This is a genomic window from Zhenhengia yiwuensis (assembly GCF_014384995.1).
Classification (GTDB): domain Bacteria; phylum Bacillota; class Clostridia; order Lachnospirales; family Cellulosilyticaceae; genus Zhenhengia; species Zhenhengia yiwuensis.
In genome coordinates this window covers 1-20,551 of record NZ_JACRSY010000038.1, presented here as the reverse complement: position 1 = coordinate 20,551, position 20,551 = coordinate 1, and the positions used below count along the sequence as shown (strand labels likewise).

At 34.1% G+C, this 20,551-nt stretch carries 15 protein-coding genes and 2 other annotated features; of the genes, 6 read left to right on the top strand and 9 right to left on the bottom strand.

The genetic code is table 11. The annotated features are described in order from the left end of the window. The first annotated feature begins 57 nt into the window (after nt 1-57). Nucleotides 58-480, top strand: a complete 423-nt coding sequence (locus H8718_RS16725; protein ID WP_249333950.1) for a hypothetical protein — start codon at nt 58-60, stop codon at nt 478-480. A 331-nt stretch (nt 481-811) separates the two neighbouring features. Here the strand turns inward: H8718_RS16725 and H8718_RS16720 are convergent, their stop codons facing one another. From H8718_RS16720 to ade, 7 genes are all read right to left on the bottom strand, one after another. After that, a complete protein-coding gene (locus H8718_RS16720) occupies nt 812-1,042 on the bottom strand; it encodes a sugar ABC transporter permease (protein ID WP_249333948.1) in 231 nt (76 codons plus the stop codon). 433 nt (nt 1,043-1,475) lie between these two features. Beyond that, nucleotides 1,476-3,860 carry a valine--tRNA ligase gene (locus tag H8718_RS16715; protein ID WP_249333947.1) on the bottom strand — a complete coding sequence of 795 codons (2,385 nt, stop codon included), beginning with the start codon at nt 3,858-3,860 and terminating at the stop codon, nt 1,476-1,478. Nucleotides 3,861-3,924: 64 nt separating this feature from the next. After that, nucleotides 3,925-4,189: a binding site (T-box leader), on the bottom strand. A gap of 201 nt (nt 4,190-4,390) precedes the next feature. After that, nucleotides 4,391-4,918, bottom strand: coding sequence for an HAD-IIIA family hydrolase (locus H8718_RS16710; protein WP_249333945.1), 528 nt, complete (start codon nt 4,916-4,918; stop codon nt 4,391-4,393). A gap of 190 nt (nt 4,919-5,108) precedes the next feature. Beyond that, nucleotides 5,109-6,866 carry an arginine--tRNA ligase gene (argS, locus tag H8718_RS16705; RefSeq protein ID WP_249333943.1) on the bottom strand — a complete coding sequence of 586 codons (1,758 nt, stop codon included), beginning with the start codon at nt 6,864-6,866 and terminating at the stop codon, nt 5,109-5,111. A 57-nt stretch (nt 6,867-6,923) separates the two neighbouring features. Then, nucleotides 6,924-7,142 (bottom strand) — a binding site (T-box leader). A 44-nt stretch (nt 7,143-7,186) separates the two neighbouring features. Next, complete coding sequence (locus H8718_RS16700; RefSeq protein WP_249333942.1) at nt 7,187-7,792, bottom strand: NUDIX hydrolase; 606 nt, start codon at nt 7,790-7,792, stop codon at nt 7,187-7,189. Nucleotides 7,793-7,881: 89 nt separating this feature from the next. Further along, nucleotides 7,882-8,763: a YitT family protein gene (locus tag H8718_RS16695; RefSeq protein WP_249333941.1), complete on the bottom strand. Its 882-nt coding sequence runs from the start codon at nt 8,761-8,763 to the stop codon at nt 7,882-7,884. Nucleotides 8,764-8,864: 101 nt separating this feature from the next. Beyond that, on the bottom strand, nt 8,865-10,574 hold the full coding sequence (gene ade, locus H8718_RS16690; protein WP_249333940.1) for an adenine deaminase: 1,710 nt from the start codon (nt 10,572-10,574) through the stop codon (nt 8,865-8,867). 384 nt (nt 10,575-10,958) lie between these two features. Between ade and H8718_RS16685 the strand changes: the two genes are divergently transcribed. Both H8718_RS16685 and H8718_RS16680 read left to right on the top strand, forming a co-directional pair. Beyond that, a complete protein-coding gene (locus tag H8718_RS16685; RefSeq protein WP_177669952.1) occupies nt 10,959-11,681 on the top strand; it encodes a tRNA 2-thiocytidine biosynthesis TtcA family protein in 723 nt (240 codons plus the stop codon). A 4-nt stretch (nt 11,682-11,685) separates the two neighbouring features. Next, nucleotides 11,686-12,747, top strand: coding sequence for a tyrosine-type recombinase/integrase (locus H8718_RS16680; RefSeq protein ID WP_177669954.1), 1,062 nt, complete (start codon nt 11,686-11,688; stop codon nt 12,745-12,747). Nucleotides 12,748-12,795: 48 nt separating this feature from the next. Here the strand turns inward: H8718_RS16680 and H8718_RS16675 are convergent, their stop codons facing one another. Together H8718_RS16675 and H8718_RS16670 are read right to left on the bottom strand one after the other, a co-directional pair. After that, the gene (locus H8718_RS16675) at nt 12,796-16,020 is read right to left on the bottom strand and encodes a hypothetical protein (protein WP_249333939.1); all 3,225 of its coding nucleotides are present in this window, start codon (nt 16,018-16,020) and stop codon (nt 12,796-12,798) included. Next, entirely contained in the window at nt 16,007-18,463 is a 2,457-nt protein-coding gene (locus tag H8718_RS16670) for an efflux RND transporter permease subunit (RefSeq protein ID WP_249333938.1), read from the bottom strand. The genes H8718_RS16675 and H8718_RS16670 overlap by 14 nt, the downstream gene beginning before the upstream one ends. 167 nt (nt 18,464-18,630) lie before the next feature. Between H8718_RS16670 and H8718_RS16665 the strand changes: the two genes are divergently transcribed. The 3 genes from H8718_RS16665 to H8718_RS16655 all read left to right on the top strand — a co-directional run bounded on the left by H8718_RS16665 (nt 18,631) and on the right by H8718_RS16655 (nt 20,442). Beyond that, complete coding sequence (locus tag H8718_RS16665) at nt 18,631-19,197, top strand: TetR/AcrR family transcriptional regulator (RefSeq protein ID WP_177669959.1); 567 nt, start codon at nt 18,631-18,633, stop codon at nt 19,195-19,197. Between the two features lie 118 nt (nt 19,198-19,315). After that, nucleotides 19,316-19,930 (top strand): transcriptional repressor LexA, encoded by a 615-nt coding sequence (gene lexA, locus H8718_RS16660; RefSeq protein ID WP_249333956.1) that lies wholly within the window; start codon nt 19,316-19,318, stop codon nt 19,928-19,930. A gap of 251 nt (nt 19,931-20,181) precedes the next feature. Continuing rightward, nucleotides 20,182-20,442, top strand: a complete 261-nt coding sequence (locus H8718_RS16655) for a hypothetical protein (protein ID WP_249333937.1) — start codon at nt 20,182-20,184, stop codon at nt 20,440-20,442. Nucleotides 20,443-20,551 lie beyond the last annotated feature (109 nt).

Below are 20,551 nucleotides of genomic sequence, written 5' to 3'. Positions count from 1 at the left end.
ATTTGAATACTCGAATAACCATACTGTGAAAAGATAGAGAAAGGAATAGAGAAAACTATGAAAAAGAATATAGGATACATGGTAATTATTATAAGTATCATTATTATATTTATGATAAGTAATAATTATGGTAATAAGCCCTTTGAGCATCTCGTAGCAGATGAAATAGGAGATATTTTATTAAATACAGATTTTAGTGATGTAAGTGTGCGTATTGAAGAAAGTGAACATATAAAAGTGCTATCAAGACTTCTAAAAAGGATTATTATTCAAGAGGAAGAAAGGCCTAATAAATATGAAGTAAGTATGATACATTTTACGTTAAATATGAAAGATGGTAATAAAATACAATTAAGTCTTTGTAATCCTTATCTATTGATAGATGGCAAAAGCTATAAAATGAAATATGGTGCTGGTGAACAATTAAGAATGCTATGGTATCAGTATATACAGAAATCTTTGGTAGAAACTTATAATTAACATAAGGATCCTAGGGGATTGAAAAATATGTTCTAAAATTTTATTACATTAAAAATTAAGAATGTAGAGAGTACAAAAGGAAAGTATATAATACATAAAAAATATAAAAAGAGTGCCTATAAGGTATTTCAGTTACTTATATAGTAAAAATTTCGTAAAACTTGTGTTTCGCGAATAGTTAATTATATAAGTAAATCACTCCTCCTATACCCAAACCCCACCTATAAGGTTTCCTGTTCTGCTATGGAACAATTTGTTTTATAGGTAGGGTTTTCTATTGTCAACAGTATCTGATATTGTTGACAAAAATAACCATTTGTCAAGATATCTTTTATAGCGTAATTCTGCACTTAGAAGGTTTTTCTTTCTTATACAATACAACTACCAAATCACCTTGTTGAGGACAAATATTGCTTGCACTGATATACTTTCTTTTTTTATAAGTAGTTTCATTCACATTGTATTGAACTGTTATTAGATGTGGAAATTGTACCTGATTAATAACTTTGAGTCCCCCTAGTTTAATAACAGAAATCACAGTTCCTTTTACGCTATCTTCCATAATTATCATCCTCCTTAAATTCTCAGCTATTGGCTTATAAGAATATCATTAATTAAGTATAGCATATTCCTAATTAATAGGATAGTATAGTTTATACTAAAAATTCTGAGTTTATACAAAGTACAATACATATAATAGGGTTATCTATACTCTATATATACAATATAGATAACCCTATCAATAATAATACTTATAGAGATTTAGGTATAGATAACTTGTATTTCGCGAAGAGTTACTTGTATAAAGAAAACCGCTCTTCTTATACCTAAAACCCATCTATAATGTATAGTGACATAAATGTGTTAATATATTGTTTTTGACACAAAAGTGTTTACATTTAACTTCCTCTCTTCTATCATGTATAGAATATAAAACACGGTTAATCTCCAAGTGGATCTATTAACTATGTTTTATATTTTATTAGTGCCTAAGTCTATCGCGTATTAATTATAAGATCTCCTATTGTGCCACAAGCTTTAATATCTTTTGATTCTCTTATAAAGTAATCAATATATATTGCATCCGTTATTATTATAAATTCTTTTAGTTCAGTCTTCATAGATAAATTATTCTCTGATTTATATTTCCGTATTTCTCCTAATACCCTTTTCAATTCAATTCCAAACCCTAGAATACTATTATTTATTTCCTCGTTAATTTTCCACTCCATCAGATGTATAGAAATACATTTCTCATATACTCTGAAAAAGCTTTGATAAATATACTCTGTTTGATGAGGAATATAGATGGCATATAACTTAAGAATATTAAGCAATGCATAATAAATAGTGTATTGTGCAGCACATCTTTCTTTTTCACCATGAATATGGGGTTTATATAATCTATCTTTTACAATCTCTAAATAATCATCACAAAAATCTTTCCAAAACAAGTCATCTATTTCGTGTCTTGCTAGACCTATTTCATATTGGTCTAACAATTTAGTGCATGTTAGCATTGTTTGATTTATTTGCTCTAATATCCATTTATCTGCTGGAAGTAAATGAGGTTTATTTTTACAAAGTAATAGGTTTTTATCAAAATCCTGTAAATGCATAAAACTAAATTTACTTGCATTCCATAGTTTATTCATAAATCTCTTTGAGGGCATTAACTCTGATTCAGAAAAAAATGTATCAGCCCCAAGTTTTGTATTAGCGGCCCAATATCTCAAAGCATCAGCGGAATGTTCTGTAATTAATATTTTGGGAGAAAGTTTACCATTATTTTTGGATTTACTTATCTTCTCTCCTTTTTTTGCAAGAACAAATCCTGAAATCATGATGTCCTTCCAAGGTAGTTTACCCGTATGATATAAGCTTCTAACAATAGTATAAAATGCCCAAGTTCTTATAATTTCATGAGCTTGTGTTCTAAGGCTCATTGGGATTTCTAACTCTAATCTTTCGTCATGCTCGTGCCATTTGCGATTAATTTGTGGTGTTATAGATGAAGTGGCCCAAGTATCCATTACAGCAGTTTCAGGGATAAAGGTAGTTCCACCACACTTACAGATAGTTTTAGGGGTCTCTCCTAAAGGATTAATAGGTAAGTCTTTTTCTTGTGGAAGAATAACGGCTCCACATTTCTTACAGTACCAGATTGGAATAGGTACTCCAAAATAGCGTTGTCTCGAAATACACCAATCCCATTTTAGGTTCTGAACCCATGAAATATAACGGTTTTTCATTGAGATTGGATGCCAATTAATTTCATCAGCAGCTTGTAGATAACGATCCTTATCAGTTAATATATCAATGTACCATTGTTTAGAAGGAATAATTTCTACAGATTTTCCACAACGCTCATGTGAAGCTACTAAATGTGTCATTGTTTCTTGTTTGATTAATAGGTTTTGTTTAACTAGCTCCTCAATGATAATTTCTCTTGCCTTTTCTACTCTTAATCCTCCAATAAAAGGAATTTCATTATCGATTGTTCCATTAGGCAAAATAACTTTTTTGTAAGGCAGCTGATATTTATCATACCATTTTGTATCTGTTATATCTCCAAAAGTAGCACACATAACAATTCCGGTACCCTTATCTAATTCAACGTTATCATCTCCTAAGATAGGAATTTCATGTTTGTATAAAGGTGTAATAGCTTTCTTTCCAATATACTTTTTATAACGTGAATCTTGACTATTGATAAATAAAGCTACTACGCCATACAGTAGCTCAGGTCTAGTGGTTGCTACTATTAGTTGTTCATTGTCTACTTCAAATGGTATATAGTTAAAACTTGTGTCCTTTTCTACTGTTTCTAATTCAGCTTGAGCAATAGATGTTTGACACTCAGTACACCATAGTACTGGGGCTTCTTTGGTATAGGCTTTTCCCTTCTTTACGAGATCCAAGAATAGACGCTGAGAAATACGTGTTGTTGTAGGATTGATTGTTTCATACTGTAAATTCCAATCAACTGAAAAACCCATCGATTTCCACAAAGATGTAAATTCATGTTCATATTTTTGAGCTACTTCAGTACATTTTGTGGTCATTTCTTCTCTAGATAAGTTTCTGGCTAATAAATGGTATTCTTTTTCTACTAGTCTTTCTGTAGGTAAACCATTGTCATCAAAACCAAAAGGATAGAATATGTTATATCCGTGCATTCTTTTAAATCTAGCAATTATTTCTGCCTGAGTATAAGAGAAAATATGTCCTATGTGCAATTGTCCACTTACTGTTGGAGGTGGCGTATCAATAGAATAAGTTTGTTTCTGGTTATCATATCTATAGCTATAAATATCATTCTCCTCCCAAAGTTGTTGCATTTCTTTTTCAATGCTTGCTGCATCATAATGTTTTTGCATCATTTCATCCTCCTTTAGATTATAAAATATAAAACAAAAAACGCCCTAAGCATATGTCAAATATGCTTAGGGCGAACTCTTTATGTCCGTGGTACCACCTAAATTCAGATGAAAATCATCTGCTCTCGAACAGTGCGGGATGTGTAGTTATAAATCCGATACTGCTTTCCTTTTAACGGTGGAAATTTCCGGTGAAGTCTACTCTGGGGAATCCCTTTTCATTTCACAGCTCAAAGGCTACTTCCATACTCTCTTCATGAAGATTTTCACCATCCATCTTCTCTCTGCTAATCCAATGAGTATGTACTCCTCCTCGTCAATGCTTTGTCTTATATTTTTATTAATTGTACATTTAATATTAAATATTGTCAATAATATCATGAATAATAGTTTTTGGTAAATTTACACACTAATCAGTTCGTATATTTCATTTAATATTATGAGTTGAAGGGTGAATTATTAATGAGTAGTCTATAGCTGCCCAAATAGTGCGAGAATTAGATACATGATTTTATAGGTGGGTTCTTATGTTATTTATTTAATAACCAATTCATTGCGTCTAATAGGTTTTTAGCAGTATACATAGGTTCAAAGTCAATCCATTTATGACGATATTTTCCTAAAGCTTCTTCTCCTGCCCCTGTTTTAACCAAAATAGCCTGCATACCAGCTTGAGAGGCTGCTAACATATCGCTCCATCTATCTCCTATTACGACGCAATTTTTTCTATTCAATTGATAGGTCTGAGAGGCTGTTAATAACATTTCTGGACTAGGCTTGTGGCAAGAACAATTTTCAGTATGGCTATGTGGACAGATATATACTTCTCTAAATCCAAAGCTTAATAGTTCGTCTTCAAAAGCCTGCAGTGTACATTCTCCTTTTGAAATGCCTGGTTGATTAGAGAAGGCAAAAAGAGGTATATTATATCTCTTAGCAAGTTCAAGTGCCTCTTTGGCAAAAGGATAGAGTTTAAATGCTCCTGGATAGGTTACAGAAGCATCTCCACCTATGGTTCCATCTCTGTCAATAAATAAAGCTTCAATGTTACGATACATTTTATTATCCTCCTAAGCAATCATTGTTTATTTGCTATAAGGTACTGGTGTAAATATTTAGAATTTTCATTCATCTAAGTTAGTAATGACTTTACAGGCACCATGTTCTACTTTATTATTTTAAATAAAACAAATACTATATCTTTAATACCTATATAAAATAGCATTGAAATTTTAATAGGTACATTTATTACATTTTATGAGGAACTTCTATACCAAGAAGGTCTAAGCCTGTTACAAGCATTTCCTTACAAAGTGCAGTAAGTTTAAGCCAAGATTGTTGTTTGGAAATGTTGGATTCTGTAAGTATTTTATGTTCATGGTAGAAACGATTAAATAAGTTACAAAGCTCATAAAGATACTGACAAAGTTTATGTGGGCTATATTGCATAATACTTTCAGGAACGAGTTCATTAAATAAAGCAAGTTTAAGCATCAGTGCACGTTCCATTTCACTACTTGGAGCATCTATCTTACTTCGGACATCTACTAGAGAGGCTTTTTCTAATAGAGCACTCATACGTACTGCAGTATAAAGAAGGTAAGGTCCTGTATTACCTTCAAATGAAGTGAAACGTTCTAAATCAAAGACATAGTCTTTTGAAATTTGATTGGATAAATCTCCATATTTTAAGGCAGCAAGACCAATTTGTTTAGAGATTATAAGGGCTTCTTCTTTTGAGATAGCTTTATTCTGAGCAACCTTGGCATAAACTTTTGTATGAACTTCTTCAATTAGTTGCTCTAATCTCATTACTCCACCATTTCTTGTCTTAAAAGGTTTACCATCTGTACCATTCATTGTACCAAAACCTAGGAAGGTAAGTTTTGTTGTAGGGGGAATAAGTTCAGCTTTTCGAGCTGTACGGAAGACTTGTTCAAAATGTAAGGATTGTCTTTTATCCACAATATAGATAACTTCATTTGGGTTAAAGAGCTGTTTTCTCTCGATCAAAGTCGCTAAATCGGTTGTACTATATAAAGTTGCACCATCAGATTTCACTAAAATACAAGGTGGCATTTCACGTGTATCGGCATCTTCCTTAATATCTACAACTACAGCGCCATCATTTTCATAGGCTAGCCCAAGTTCTTTAAGATTTTCAATCATTTTAGGAATATAAGGCTGAGCATCACTTTCCTTTTTCCATAAATCAAAGTGTACGTTTAAAGCTGTGTAGTTTTTCTTCAGGTCATCTATAGAAACCTTTAAGATTTGCTGCCATAAAGCTTTGTAGCCAGGATGGTTCTGTTGGAATAAAAAAGTGATATTTTTTGCCTCAGACATAAATTCAGGATGTTCTTTCGCATAGCTACTTGCCACAGGATAAATTTCTTCTAATTCTGAAATTGTAAAAGGAGCCTCATTAGGATAATCCGCTTTATACGATGCATCAAAATAAGGAAGTTCTGGGTGACGCTTTTTTACTTCTGCAATAATAAGTCCAATCTGAAGTCCCCAGTCACCTAAATGGACATCTCCTAATACGTTATAGCCTAAAAAACGATACATACGTTTAAGACTTTCACCAATAATAGCTGTTCTAAGATGTCCTATATGAAGAGGTTTAGCAATATTAGCACCGCCGTAATCAATAATAACCGTTTCTTGGTTTTCTATAGGGGTGCATCCAAATTGCGGGCTAAGAGCTACATTATTTAAGTAGCTTACTAAATAATCATCCTGCAGTGTTATATTGATAAAGCCTGGAGCAATATACTGGATTGTTTCAAAGTAAGATTGATTTTGTAAATGTTCTACTACTTCTTTTGCAATAAGTATAGGGCTTTTCTTATAAGCTTTCGCAGCAGCTAAAGCCCCATTACACTGAAATTGGCAAAGGTCAGGTCTATTAGATAGGGTTACCTGACCATACGTATGGTTATAGCCACACGATGTAAAAGTATTGCCTACAAGTTCTGTAAGCATAGATAATAATGTTTTCATAATTTATTAACCTCCTATTGGGATTTTAGGGTATAAAAAAACCGCCTCTTATATGAAATAAGAGACGGATTCATTCCGTGGTACCACTCAAATTGGTCTTATTTTAAGACCCACTCATAACTTTAACGCAGTTAACGGCATATCCTACTTATTTAATAGGTTCAGATAGGCTTCTGATAAGGTCCTCTTCTCTTAATGTGTAGTGTAGGACTTCCACTCTGTTCCTACTCGCTGGGAATACATTTATTAAGATACTCTCCTCGTCATAGAATTTGAAATATTTCGTTTAGTATATAAAGTATTTATCTATTTGTCAAGTTTTATTCTGTAAATAAAGCACTACCTAGCTTTACAAAACTTTGTAAAAGTAGATAAGTCTTAATATCTAGTTTTTCACCACTTTGTAAAAGCTTCTCGGCATCTTCTCTCGATACAAGGAAAGGATCAATATCCTCATCAGCCTCTAGATAATCTATAGATACTTCTCCTGTACAAATGCAGTACATGAGGCATACAGACTCATCTGTCATACCAGCAGAAAGATAGAGTTTATCTTGAGCCTTTACAAGAGATACAAGCTCAAGGCCTGTTTCTTCTTTAAGTTCACGACCAAGTGTTGTTTCTGGTGTTTCATTAGGGTCAATAAGACCAGCTGGTAATTCATAAATATAATCGTTAAGTGGTAAGCGGAATTGTTTAATCAAAACCAGTTTCTCACTTTCCTTATGTAGAGCTGCAATGACAACGGCATCTGTCTTTTCTTCACCTTTATGGAAGTATTGCGCACTTAAAGTATCATAGTCTTTACGTGAAGCAATCATCCAGTGTTTAGTCATACCCTTTTTATTTTCATATTCAGCATCATAGAGGTTTAAAAATCTAGTCTGAGCTAGGGGTTTAAGTTTACGAATGGCATTTGTATGCATAAAGATCTCTCCTATTTTTAAATTGTATAAATCCTTTACACAATAGTAACAGAATTGTTCTCACTGTGCAAAGGATTTAACTTAAAAAGCTACATAATAGCACTATAATCTTCAATAAAGCCTTGGCCAAGTACTTCTCTTACATCAGCAATAACCACAAAGGCTTTTTCATCAATTTCTTGAATAAGGGTACGCAGTTTAGTAATTTCTTTCTGAGATACAACAGCAAAAAGCATTTCTTTAGATTCTTTAGTATACATACCACGAGCACTCAGTCCTGTTACACCACGAGGGAGCTTTTCAATAATGGCTTTAGAAATTTGTTCATTATAAGAAGACATAATAAAAACAGCTTTAGCATAATGGAGACCTGCTAGTACATTGTTTACAACACGGGTACTGACGAATACAGCAACAATGGCATACATAGCTTTATTAGCGCCAAAAACAAAAAGACCTGTTAAAAGAATAAGACCATCAATACCTAGCATGAGCTTGGCAATAGGAAAGCGTGGATGATTAAAGCGGATAATGGAGGCGAGCATATCTGTACCACCTGTACTGGCTAAATTACGTAGCACTGTACCTATTCCAAGTCCAGAAAGTGCACCGCCAAAGATACAGCACACCAAAAGGTCATCACCTACCCAGAAAGGATTAGGAATATGCTCTACAATACTTAACATCACAGATACACCAGTAACAGCTAACGCAGACCTTTTGGCAAAGTTAAAGCCTCTTTGTTTAATACTTATAGCAAATAAAGGGATGTTCAAAACAATATTAGTAACCCATACAGGAATTGTAAAACCTAAGAATTCAGTAGACACAGTTTGCAAGATGATACCAATTCCGGCAATACCGCCAGTTACCAGTCCGTTAGGTGCAAAAAACCAGTTAATGCTCAAGGCAATTAAAATGGTACCTAATAGAATTTGTAAATAAGGATTAGAAAAATAGGATTTTTTCATAATGCCCTCCTTTAAAAAGAAAAATAAAAACACTTACCTTTAGTGTAAATGGTAAGTGTGTATTTATACCTATTTGTTGATGAATTTTATTAGAAATAGGATTATTCAGAAATAAATTCAACTGGAATATGCTTAAAAGCACCTACATCAAAGAGTCCTTTATCTGTAATTTTAATTTCTGGAATAACAGGTAATGCTAAGAAGGCTAAAGTCAGGAATGGGTCAGCATGTGGATTGATGCCTAAAGCCTTAGCGGCATCTAGCATTTCTTTAAGTTTATGAGTAACTTGTTTGGCACTTAATGTACTAATTAGACCTGCAATTGGTAAGTTCAGATGATCAAGCACTTTTCCTTCTGATACAAGGACGATTCCACCTTGTTTTTCAATTAAAGTATTGACTGCCAGTACCATATCTGCATCATTATCCCCCACACATACGATGTTATGAGAGTCATGTGCAATAGTTTGTGCAATAGCACCATTTTTAATAGAGAAGTTTTTAAGAATGGCAACAGCTTTATTCCCTGTATTGTGATGACGCTCAATTACAGCAATTTTAGAATAAGTTTCATTGGCTTTAAAGTAACCGTTTTCCACTGGCACTTCTTCTACAAGTTTCTTAGTAATAATCTGTCCGTCAATAAGCCCAATGACGTGTGCTTTAGATTGTGACAATAGAATGATTAAATCTTCTTCAGAAATTGGGTCACAATGTACTGTGTTTTGAACTGTTGTATAGGCGTCGTAACGTTTTGCAGTAGTAGATGGTTCTTGCTCATACCATTTTCCCTTAGTCATAACACGGTTTACTGCTACTGTTTCAAGATTATCTAGGATAACAAGGTCTGCGTCATACCCTGGCGCTAAGGCACCTTTATGACGTAAGCTATAAACACGTGCAGGATATAAGGTAGCCATACAGATGGCTTCAATTGGGTCAATTCCTAAGCTAATACTTTCACGGATATTGCTATTAATATGGCCATCTTCAAAGATATGTTCTAAGTGTTTATCATCTGTACAGAATACACAGTTTGTAAGTGGTAAATGAGTTTTGACAAGCTCACTGACAATATCATTTAAATTGTTAGCAGCTGTACCTTTTCTAATTTGAACAACCATACCGAGTCTAAGACGTTCTATAACCTCTTCAATCTCACTACATTCATGATCTGTATGGATACCTGAGAAAGCATAAGCTACAAGGTCATCTCCCTTAACATGAGGGGCATGGCCATCTACAATTTTATCTCCAGCTACTTTAATTTTAGCTAAAACAGATTCATCTCCAAAAAGCACCCCAGGATAGTTCATCATCTCACCCACACCCAATATACGTGGATGGTTAATGTAATTCTCCATTTTAGCAGCATCTAAAATAGCACCGCTACTTTCCATTGGTGTAGCAGGTACACAAGATGGAAGCATATAGTAGATAGAAAGGGGTGCCTGCTCACTTTCCTTAAGCATATAGTCGATACCATCAAGGCCACTTACATTGGCAATTTCATGAGGATCCGCAATAAGAGTTGTTGTACCAAAAGGTAATACAGCATGAGCAAACTCTGAAGGTGAAATCATGCTTGATTCAATATGAAGATGACTATCGATAAAGCCTGGCACCACATATTTTCCTTCAAGGTCTATTTCTTCTTTCCCTTCATAATGTCCAATACCAATAATTTTATCATTACAAATGGCTAGGTCGCCTTCTATGATCTCTTTTGTAAAGACGTTGATGATACGTCCGTTTTTTAATACTTGGTCTGCTTTTTCTAGTTTACGACATACATCTAAATAATGTTTCATAGGCTGTCTCCTTTACCATCTTTTATTTTTTAAGGACTATCTTATCAGAAAGCATCCACGTTGTCATCTAAATTTCGTATTTTATTAAACTTTCTACTTTATGCCCTAAAAGTAGAAAGTTTAATAGACATTCTTTATACTAAGAGTATACTTGAAGAAAAATCAAGATATAACCTTATTATAAAATTTTATCGAACTTTAACAAAAAATAAATAATACATTTTTGTCCATAGTTCGGATAAGTATCAAAAATACCCGTCAATATAATTTGTGCTCAAAAATAAATGTTCGGATTTTTGAGTTTTGCTTTTATCTCAAAGGTAATACCTTTATAATAAAATGAGCTAGAATAAGGGATTACCCTAAACTATGGAGGACTTATAAATGAAAATTCAACATTTGCTTAGCTACGCCAGACGTGCGATACAAGATTATCATATGATTGAAGAAGGTGACCGTATCGCGGTAGGTATTTCAGCAGGTAAGGATAGCCTAGCACTTCTTCTTGCCTTAAGACATTTACAATACTTCTATCCTAAGAAATTTGAGCTCGAAGCTATTACAGTTTCGTTAGGCTTCGATAACTTTGATCTTTCAGGTGTTATTGCTTTTTGTGAAAAACTAGGGGTACGTTATACGGTATATGAAACAGAAATTGGAAAAATTGTATTTGATGAGCGTAAGGAATCTAATCCTTGCTCATTATGTTCTAAAATGCGTAAGGGAGCCTTAAATGATAAAGCTAAAGAGCTTGGCTGTAATAAAATTGCGCTTGGACATAACCAAGATGATATTAATGAAACACTCCTTATGTCCCTATTCTATGAAGGGCGCATTCATACCATGAGTCCTGTTACTTATTTAGAGCGCGCAGAACTTACTATTATTAGGCCCCTTATTTATGTGCCTGAAAAAGATATTAAATATTTTGCAAAAAAAGAAGGCCTTCCAGTTGTGAAAAGCCCTTGTCCTGCAGATGGTGTAACAAGACGTGAGACAACAAAGCAGCTTATTTATAAGTTAGAAAAAGAAATTCCATCTTTATCAAGCCACTTATTTGGTGCTATAGAACGTAGCGAAATTGACGGATGGAAAGCAAGGAGCTGATAATATGTCAAGCTATAGTGAACAACGACAAATTCATTTAACTAAAGTATTACGTGAAGTCATTAGTGAACTGCCTCCTTATACTTTTGACTTTTTCAGAGGGCTTGAACATACAACGAGTATGAATACCCGTTTAGCCTATGCCTATGATTTAAGAGTATTTTTTGACTACCTGCATAAGGAAAATGAATCTTTTAGTAGATTGGAATCCTTTAAGGAGATTACGCTTAAACAGCTAGAGGCTCTTTCACCTAGAGATATTGAAAAATACTTAGAATACCTTTCTTATTATGAGAAAAAAGACGATGAAGATGAAACAATTAGCCATCAAAATGGACAGAAGGGGAAAGCTAGAAAGTTAGCAGCCCTTAAAACCTTCTACCACTACTTCTATAAGCAACAACTCATTACTTTTAATCCTACCGCCTTAGTAGATATGCCTAAAATTAATGAAAAGCCTATTGTGAAACTGGAGGTAGATGAAGTAGCAAGACTTCTTGATATTGTGGAAGAAGGCACTGAGCTGACAGAAAAGCAACAGCGTTATCATGTCTATACTAAAAAAAGAGACCTAGCCCTTATTTCTTTATTGCTAGGAACGGGTATTCGTGTATCTGAATGTGTAGGTCTTAATATGGAAGATGTGGATTTTAACTATAATGGAATTCGTATTACTAGAAAAGGTGGAAACGAAACAATTATTTACTTTGGTCAGGAAGTTGAAGGTGCGCTTCGTGACTACATGCAGGAGCGTAAAGAAAAGGTATGTAAAGATGGTGATACCCCGCTCTTTCTTTCTTTACAAAATAAACGATTGAGTGTACGTAGTGTTCAAATTCTTGTAAAAAAATATAGCAGTCTTGTGACCCAGCTTAAGACCATTACACCTCATAAACTACGTTCTACATATGGGACTCAGCTTTATCAAGAAACAGGCGATATTTATCTCGTTGCTGACGTTCTAGGACACAAAGATGTTAATACGACGAAAAAACACTATGCTCAAATGGATGATGCTAGAAGAAGAATGGCAGCATCTATTGTCAAGCTTAGAGATATAGAATAAAAAAGCTCACAAGTAATTGTGAGCTTTTTTATGATTTTAGGAAATAGACTATGTAATAGAATCTGTTCTTTTTGAATGTATTGACTTAATAAAAATAATCAATAGAAGTATAAGCACGATAGGTATTATAAAGAGACTGGCTAGTGCTGTTGGAGGATTATTAATGACACTAAGTACGCAATGGTTATAATCTATATCAAAAAGAATATATTTCCCATCTTGTTTAGTATCTACTTGGACCCATTTCTCATCTTTTAGTAAGTAGATTTGGACATTTTTTGTATCCTCTGGAACAAGGTAACGTAAAGTATGAGTCTTATTCCCATCATCAGGTATAGTGATGGACCACTGTTCTAGTTGCATTTGATTCTTTTGTAAGAGTGGGGCAAGATGATTACTTTTTGTTAGAGTTAACACATCTGTTGGAGTAAAGAGGCCATCTACTAACATAATAGGCATGGCATCATTTCTTCGCTCTTTACTTTCTAAGGTAGAGCGTAAAGAAGTATAGATTGCTTCTACATCCTGATCAAAGGTAAGATGTGTAGAATCAAAGGCTTCCCAAGTACCTAAGTAGCCTTCTTTTGGAGGTACTTGAGGCAGCTTCTTAGCATCTAGGCTATCTCCATAAGTAAAAGGCACCTTTTCCACTACCTTGTTATCGACTAAAAAGTTTAATGTAAACTCTGAGAAGATAGAAGGCATACCTTCTAATTGGATAAAGTCTTCATATGCCAATGGTTCGGATTTACCTGCATAACTAATTCCATCAATCCCACCAAGGGTATCGCTTACAAAAAAGTTTCCTTGTATCTGTCCATCACTTTCGATATCACCTGCAATAGAGCCAAAATATTCATCAGCGCTATTAATACGTACAAAGGCACGGCAATTCAACATATCCCTACCTTTGCCAGCAATTCCACCTATATATTCTCCACCTTCTAAAACACATTTTGCATAACTAGAGCGAATTAATGAATAAGATTGGCCGGCTATACCACCAATATAGTTACCACCATCACTGATAATTTTTCCTTCAGCTATAGAATCAACTACATAGCCAAGCTTCATAGTTCCAACAATTCCACCAACACCATCTTTTTTTGCTTTAATTTCTCCTTTATTGTGACATTCTCTAATAACTGCACGTGTTTGAAAGATAAAGTTAAGGGACTTATTCCCTTTTACTTCTATATCATCTTCTGGATCAAAGCTTCGTTCAATAGCTATGGCTCCCGTAATACCACCTACATTAATATCTCCTGATACAATGCCATTATTCAAACAGTTTGCGACCTTGCCTTCTGTTTGTTCTTGAGTATCAGCATTTGATATATCTTCTTTATACTCCTCTGATTTTATATCAAATGAAGTAACCTCATTGGTTATATCTAGCATAGTATCAAATACTACAAAAAGCTGATCAGTAATAGCCTGTATATCATTGAGAAGAATATGACTTTGCTTATTAAACATATTATTGAGCTCAGATAAAGCATTTGAAGTCTCTCCAAGTGCGTCACAAAGATTATTTTTTGTCTCTTGGTAGTTACTGTCACTTGTTACAAAACTCACCTCAGGCTGATCAGCTAGGTATTCTACTAATGAGCTTAATTCTGTAAATGTATTGGTTAAAGAATCAGCCGCATTTTCCATACTGTCCATAGATTTACTCATAGCATTTATGGATTTATCTATATAATGATTTGCATCATCTAGCACATCAAAAACTTCTGATAAATGAGAAGTTGCATACTCTAAATCCCTAAGTGAACTATGTAATTCATTTCTACTTCGATCTAATGCATCAATTGCTTTTTGGATAGAATGTATGACACCTTTTAGATCACCACTTACTAAATATTCCATAGACGTATTAATGAGATTTAAGCCATCATTAAAAGAGACTAATGCATGGTCTGCAGATCCTATAGCTGAATGCATATATTCCGTGATATTCTCTAACTCATCTATACCCTCATCAGTACTATCTGTAACTTTTAGCATATACTGGAGTGCGTTTTGAATAGGCTGGATAGATTCTTCTATGTAACGAGACATATCCGTTAAAGAATTGGCTACAGGTATTAATCGATCTAATGCCTCGGACACAGTGGTACTTACTTCATTGACAGTATCTACGTTTTGATTAATCATCTCTTCTGTTTGATCTAAAAGGGATTGTGTATGATTACGAGCCGTATCTACATGGTTTTGTATGGTTGTAAGCTGACTAGAGATTAAATCTGAACCATCATGACTATTTGCCGTTGCCTTATGCACCATATTTTGTAGCACATCAAGTTCCTTGCTAAGTTCATCTAATTTTGATTGAGAAAAGGTAAGAACTGTATAGGGTTCCATCTGTCCCACAATCCCCCCTACTTCTTTACGTCCATAGACAGACCCTTCGTTATGACACTCGTTGATATAACCAGATTGGCGTCCTGCTATACCACCCACATTATATCCAATATGTTCATATCCTATTATGCCGCTGTTTATGCAATTTTGGACAATACCCATATTTACACCAACTATGCCACCTATATCACTAACGTCTGAAGTTAGATCATTAGCTTCTTTCATAGGGTTTATACCCTCATGCACAATCTTTTCTACATTTATATCCTGATTGATAGCCTGTGTATTGACACTAGCATTATTGGTACAACGTAGAATAGTACCCATGTTCTCTCCAGCTATACCACCTATTTGATGCTCGCCATAAACTATACCAGATACCTTACAGTCAATTAATTTACCAGAAGGTTCATTAACACCTACTAGTCCTCCTATATACTTAGCACCATTTATTACCCCTGTGAAAGTACAATTTTTTACAAGCCCTTTATTTTTGCCTACCATACTACCTATATAAGTCTTAGAGCCTCCTGGGGTGACACTGCCTTCCACATTTAAATTTTGAATGATGGCGCCTTCTTGTACATAACGAAACAACCCTTGATGTGAACCATTTTCTTTTAAATCAAGCCCACGTATAGTATAGCCACCACCATCGAAAGTACCTGAAAAAATGGGGATGGGCTTAAAACTGATACCAGTTAAATCAATATCACTTGCTAAAATAATCTGTTTGTTGTAAGACCAGCTATCTAAAGTACATTTTTTTGAAAGGTCTATAAGATCTTTTGCGTTTGAAATATAGATGCTATTATCTTCCGCTCTTAGTTGAACAAAAGGGTAGATGAAGGAAAGACCTATTATCATCATTAGAAAGAATGCAGTATATTTTTTAATTTTTCTCATAGCACTCAAACTCCTTCCCGTCATTTGCTGGTTCTTCTTGCCTTATTTCCTTTGAATCGACCATGGCATGTACTTCTCCAGTAATAACCCCACTTATATCTGCATCTACTATACCAGAAACATATCCTTTTACTCTTCCACTCACATAAAGTTTACCACTTGCTTTTTGTAAGGGGGCTTGCTTTCTCTCAGCAAATGCTGTTCGCTTAATAATACTATCACCAAGAACTAGTATTTGAGGTAAAACAAACATAACTAAAACCATCGAAATAATAGTACCTCGTCCAAGGCATACACCAATAGAAGCAATAGTCCCATCTGTTGTAATCTGCCCAATGAGAATACCTGCCGATGCTAAAATAGCTCCAGATGTAATGATAGTAGGGAAACTCTGGTTTAAAGCTTCAATAATAGCTTCTTTTATAGGCATAGACTTTTTTAGTACCATATATCTACTTGTAATGACAATAGCATAGTCAATATTAGCCCCCATCTGGATGGAGGATACAACTAAATACCCTAAAAAGAATAAGCTTGTATTTTGAAGATAAGGAAATGAAAAATTCATCCATATACTTGCCTGAATAACAAGAATAAGCAACACAGGTAATCCAGCTGATTTAAATGTAAACATTAAAATACCGATAACAAATAAGGCCGATAATATACTAATAATGATATTATCCATACCAAAAGTTGAGGATAAATCGTAGTTACTCGTTGAATTACCTACTATATACACTGCCTCTTCATAATACTGAGCTGCCTCATCATGAATAGTCTCTAAGAAGGCGAAGGTCTCATCACTTTCCTCAGGCAAATTCAGATAAATAAGCATACGGCTATATTGCTCGCTCATTAACTGAAGTTTTGCATCTGTAAGCTGATTATTAAGATCTTCTAAAGTATCCATCAGCTCATCTTCTAAAGTGATATAGCCTTTATCCACTTGGTCATATAGAAACATGAACATATCAATTAAAGGGACACCATATTCACTTAAACCGTTTACTACTTTGCCAAATGCTTCATCATGTACAGCATAAGCTGAATAAAGAAGTTTTGCTGCCTCATAGTCTAAATCAATGAGTTCAGCAAATTGTCTTGGTGTCAAAGAGGCTGTAAGCATATACCCATCTATGGCTTCAGTATTTGCAAGCCCTAAAGTAGACTTTACTTGTGCATAACTCTCTAGCTTATTGAGTAATTTACCTTCAGCTTCATAGTCTCCTGAAGGCACAATGAGTGCAACCAGGTTATCTGTTCCAAAGGATTCTTTAATTCTATCCGCTGCAATTTGCGTATCATTTCTGCGGGCCGCACGAAGATCTGTTGTTCCATAAACATAGGGGCATTTGTTAGCAAAAATAAAGGCTAAAACCAATATAACCAGAAAAATAGGCGGAATAATATACCTAGTTTTTACCACGAATTTCCCTACTATATTAATGGAAGGCACAAAGTTTTTGTGTGATGTCTTATCGATGATTTTACTAAAAAGCATGAGTAAGCCAGGCATCAAGGTAAATACTGATAGTAAGCTTAGGAGAATTGATTTAATTAATACAAAAGCTAAATCTTCACCTATTTTAAAATGCATAAATATAAGAGCACCAAGCCCTGATATAGTAGTCAAACTACTTGAAGAAATCTCTGGGATTGCTTTACTTAATGCAATGATACAGGCTTCCCTAGTAGGAAGCTGTTCATGTTCCTCACTAAACCTATGACATAATATAATAGCATAGTCAATGGCTAAAGCTAGCTGAAGGACTACGGCTACAGAATTTGAAATAAAGGATATCTTTCCTAAAAGGAAGTTAGTCCCCATATTCAGGACTGCAGCTACAATAAAAGTAATAATAAGAACCGGAATCTCTCCATAGGTTTTAGATGTAAAAAGTAAAACTACGATAATAATAAAAGCAGCGATTACAATGATGATTTGCATTTCACGGGCAAGTTGATCTGCCAAATTTACGCCTATAGATGTAGAGATAGAAGTATCATAAGATGACACCCTATCTCTTACCTCATTCATAGCAGTCATACTGATAGGATCATCTTCCTCCCCCTCAAAGGTAAGAGATAATAACGCAGAGGCATCTTTGTAATGGTCTATTGTATGATCAAATTCAACCTTAGTTACACCCTGAATTTCTTTTAATTCATCTGCGATTACTTGTGCATGTTCATAGGATATATTGGAGATCATAATATTCGCTGTTCCAAATGTAACAAATTCCTTATCCATTACTGTTAAGCCTTGACGGGTTTCTGTATCCTCAGATAAGTAAGCTGTAATATCATTTTCAACATCAACCCATCTCATAGAAAAGAAGCAAAATACAATGGCTAAAATATACATGAGAAAGAGCAGATTACGTTTGTCAACAATAAACGCTGCAATCTGCTCCATTACAGTTGGTTTTGTTTCACTCATCTAAAAACTCCTTCCTTGATATTATAATACTGATACATGTGAAAAATAATTGACACATGTATATTTTCTTATTATACTAATTTTCATTAAAATAAAAAGGCTCAAATAGATGAGTTTAGACACTTAATTGACATTTAATCATGAAGTGTCTCCTAAAGGAGTTACACATGGAAAAGAAAATAGATTTAAGAATATTAAAAACGTATAAAGCTTTAACAACTACTTTTTTACAATTACTTGAAAAAAAACGCTTTGAAGATATTACAGTTAATGAACTCTGTAATCTAGCCATGGTTAGGCGAGCAACTTTTTATAAGCATTTTGCCGATAAATATGAGTTTTTTATCTTTGTTATTAGAGAGACACAACAACAATTTTATAAAGAAAATACTATTACATTTGGTGATGAAAGATCTAAAGCATTTTACCTCAATCTTCTTCGTAGAACCATTTCATTTATCTCAGAGAATGAAAAACTTATTCAATCAATTTTGCAAAGTAATATGACATCTTCATTATTAGATATCTTATCGGAGCAAATTTCATTAGATCTAAAACTAAAATTCAAAGAAGATGAACGAAATGGTGCGTTACTTATTGCCCATCCAGAAATTCTAGCACATTTTTTTACTGGTGCCTTAATGCAGACTATTAGATGGTGGATTACACAGGAGCATAGAATATCAGAAGAAGAACTCATCGATCAGCTTCTTAAAATCTTAAATGACTTCTAAACAAAGCTTACATTATCTTATTGTCATGATAAATTTTTTAGAACTTTAATAGCGAACAAACGTTTGATATGCTATATGAGATATGCTATAATAGATAAAACTGATGTGAACTGAGGGAATAAGGATGAGTGAGTTAAGTACGAAACAACAAGAAATACTAAGTTTTATTAAAGAAGTAAGTACAGATAGGGGGTATCCACCTTCTGTACGTGAAATTTGCCTTGCAGTAGGACTTAAATCCACTTCTACTGTGCATAGTCATCTCAGTAAACTTGAAGATAAAGGCTATATTAAACGTGATCCAACTAAACCACGTGCTATTGAGGTTATTGATGAAACTAAAAATTGGCTTACTGATCATGTAACACCTGTTCCTGTTATTGGGACTGTTACAGCCGGTGCACCTATTTTAGCAACTGAACATATTGAAGAATACTACCCTCTTCCTAATCATCTTGCAAGAGGTGGCGATGTTTATATGCTACGTGTGAAGGGGGAAAGTATGATTAAGGCAGGGATTCTAAACAAAGATTACATTATTGTACGTCAGCAAGAGCATGCAGATAATGGAGATATTGTTGTTGCTTTACTAGGTGATGAGGTGACTGTTAAACGCTTCTTTAGAGAGAAGAACAGGGTAAGACTCCAGCCTGAAAATGATACCATGGACCCTATCTTTTGTTTAGATGTTAAAGTCATTGGCAAAGTTATTGGTTTATTTAGAGAGATATAATATTTGCAATGGTTTGAAGTGAAATTTACACTGTGTGATTCTAATTTTTTTAGATGAGGATGGTGTATTTTTTTATGGAAAATAAGCGTAAAAAGGTTATTAAAATTAAGACTGTAAATGCTACAAAAATATGGCAGAAGCTTAGGTATAAAAAAGAGGGGCAGTGTGGTTAACTGTCCCTAAAATTTTACTATCCTATTTGATGTTTTTTAAATCCATAATAAGTAAAAGGTATAAGAGCACTAGTAGCTATGACTGCAAATACTGGCATTAGAATATATGGCTGCACTGAAATGTTAAAAATCTCATATAATATAGGCGATGTGACACGCCATACTTCCATCATATTAGAAGGCATTAAATTAAAGAGATTATATAACATAACATTACTTTGGGGAATAGATATAAACATAGGTGCAATTATAAGTGTTACAATAATAGTCGTAACACCAAAAGGTGTCTTCAGCTTAGCAGATAAAAATAAAGTAACCATTGTACAAAAGGGTCTGTGAAAAAATCTCTGTAAATACTTTCTATGATAATTGAATGAGGGCAGAAATGGCATACTTAACCATTTCTGCCATGGCTACACTATAGCCTGTAGAAAATAAGCATGTCAAG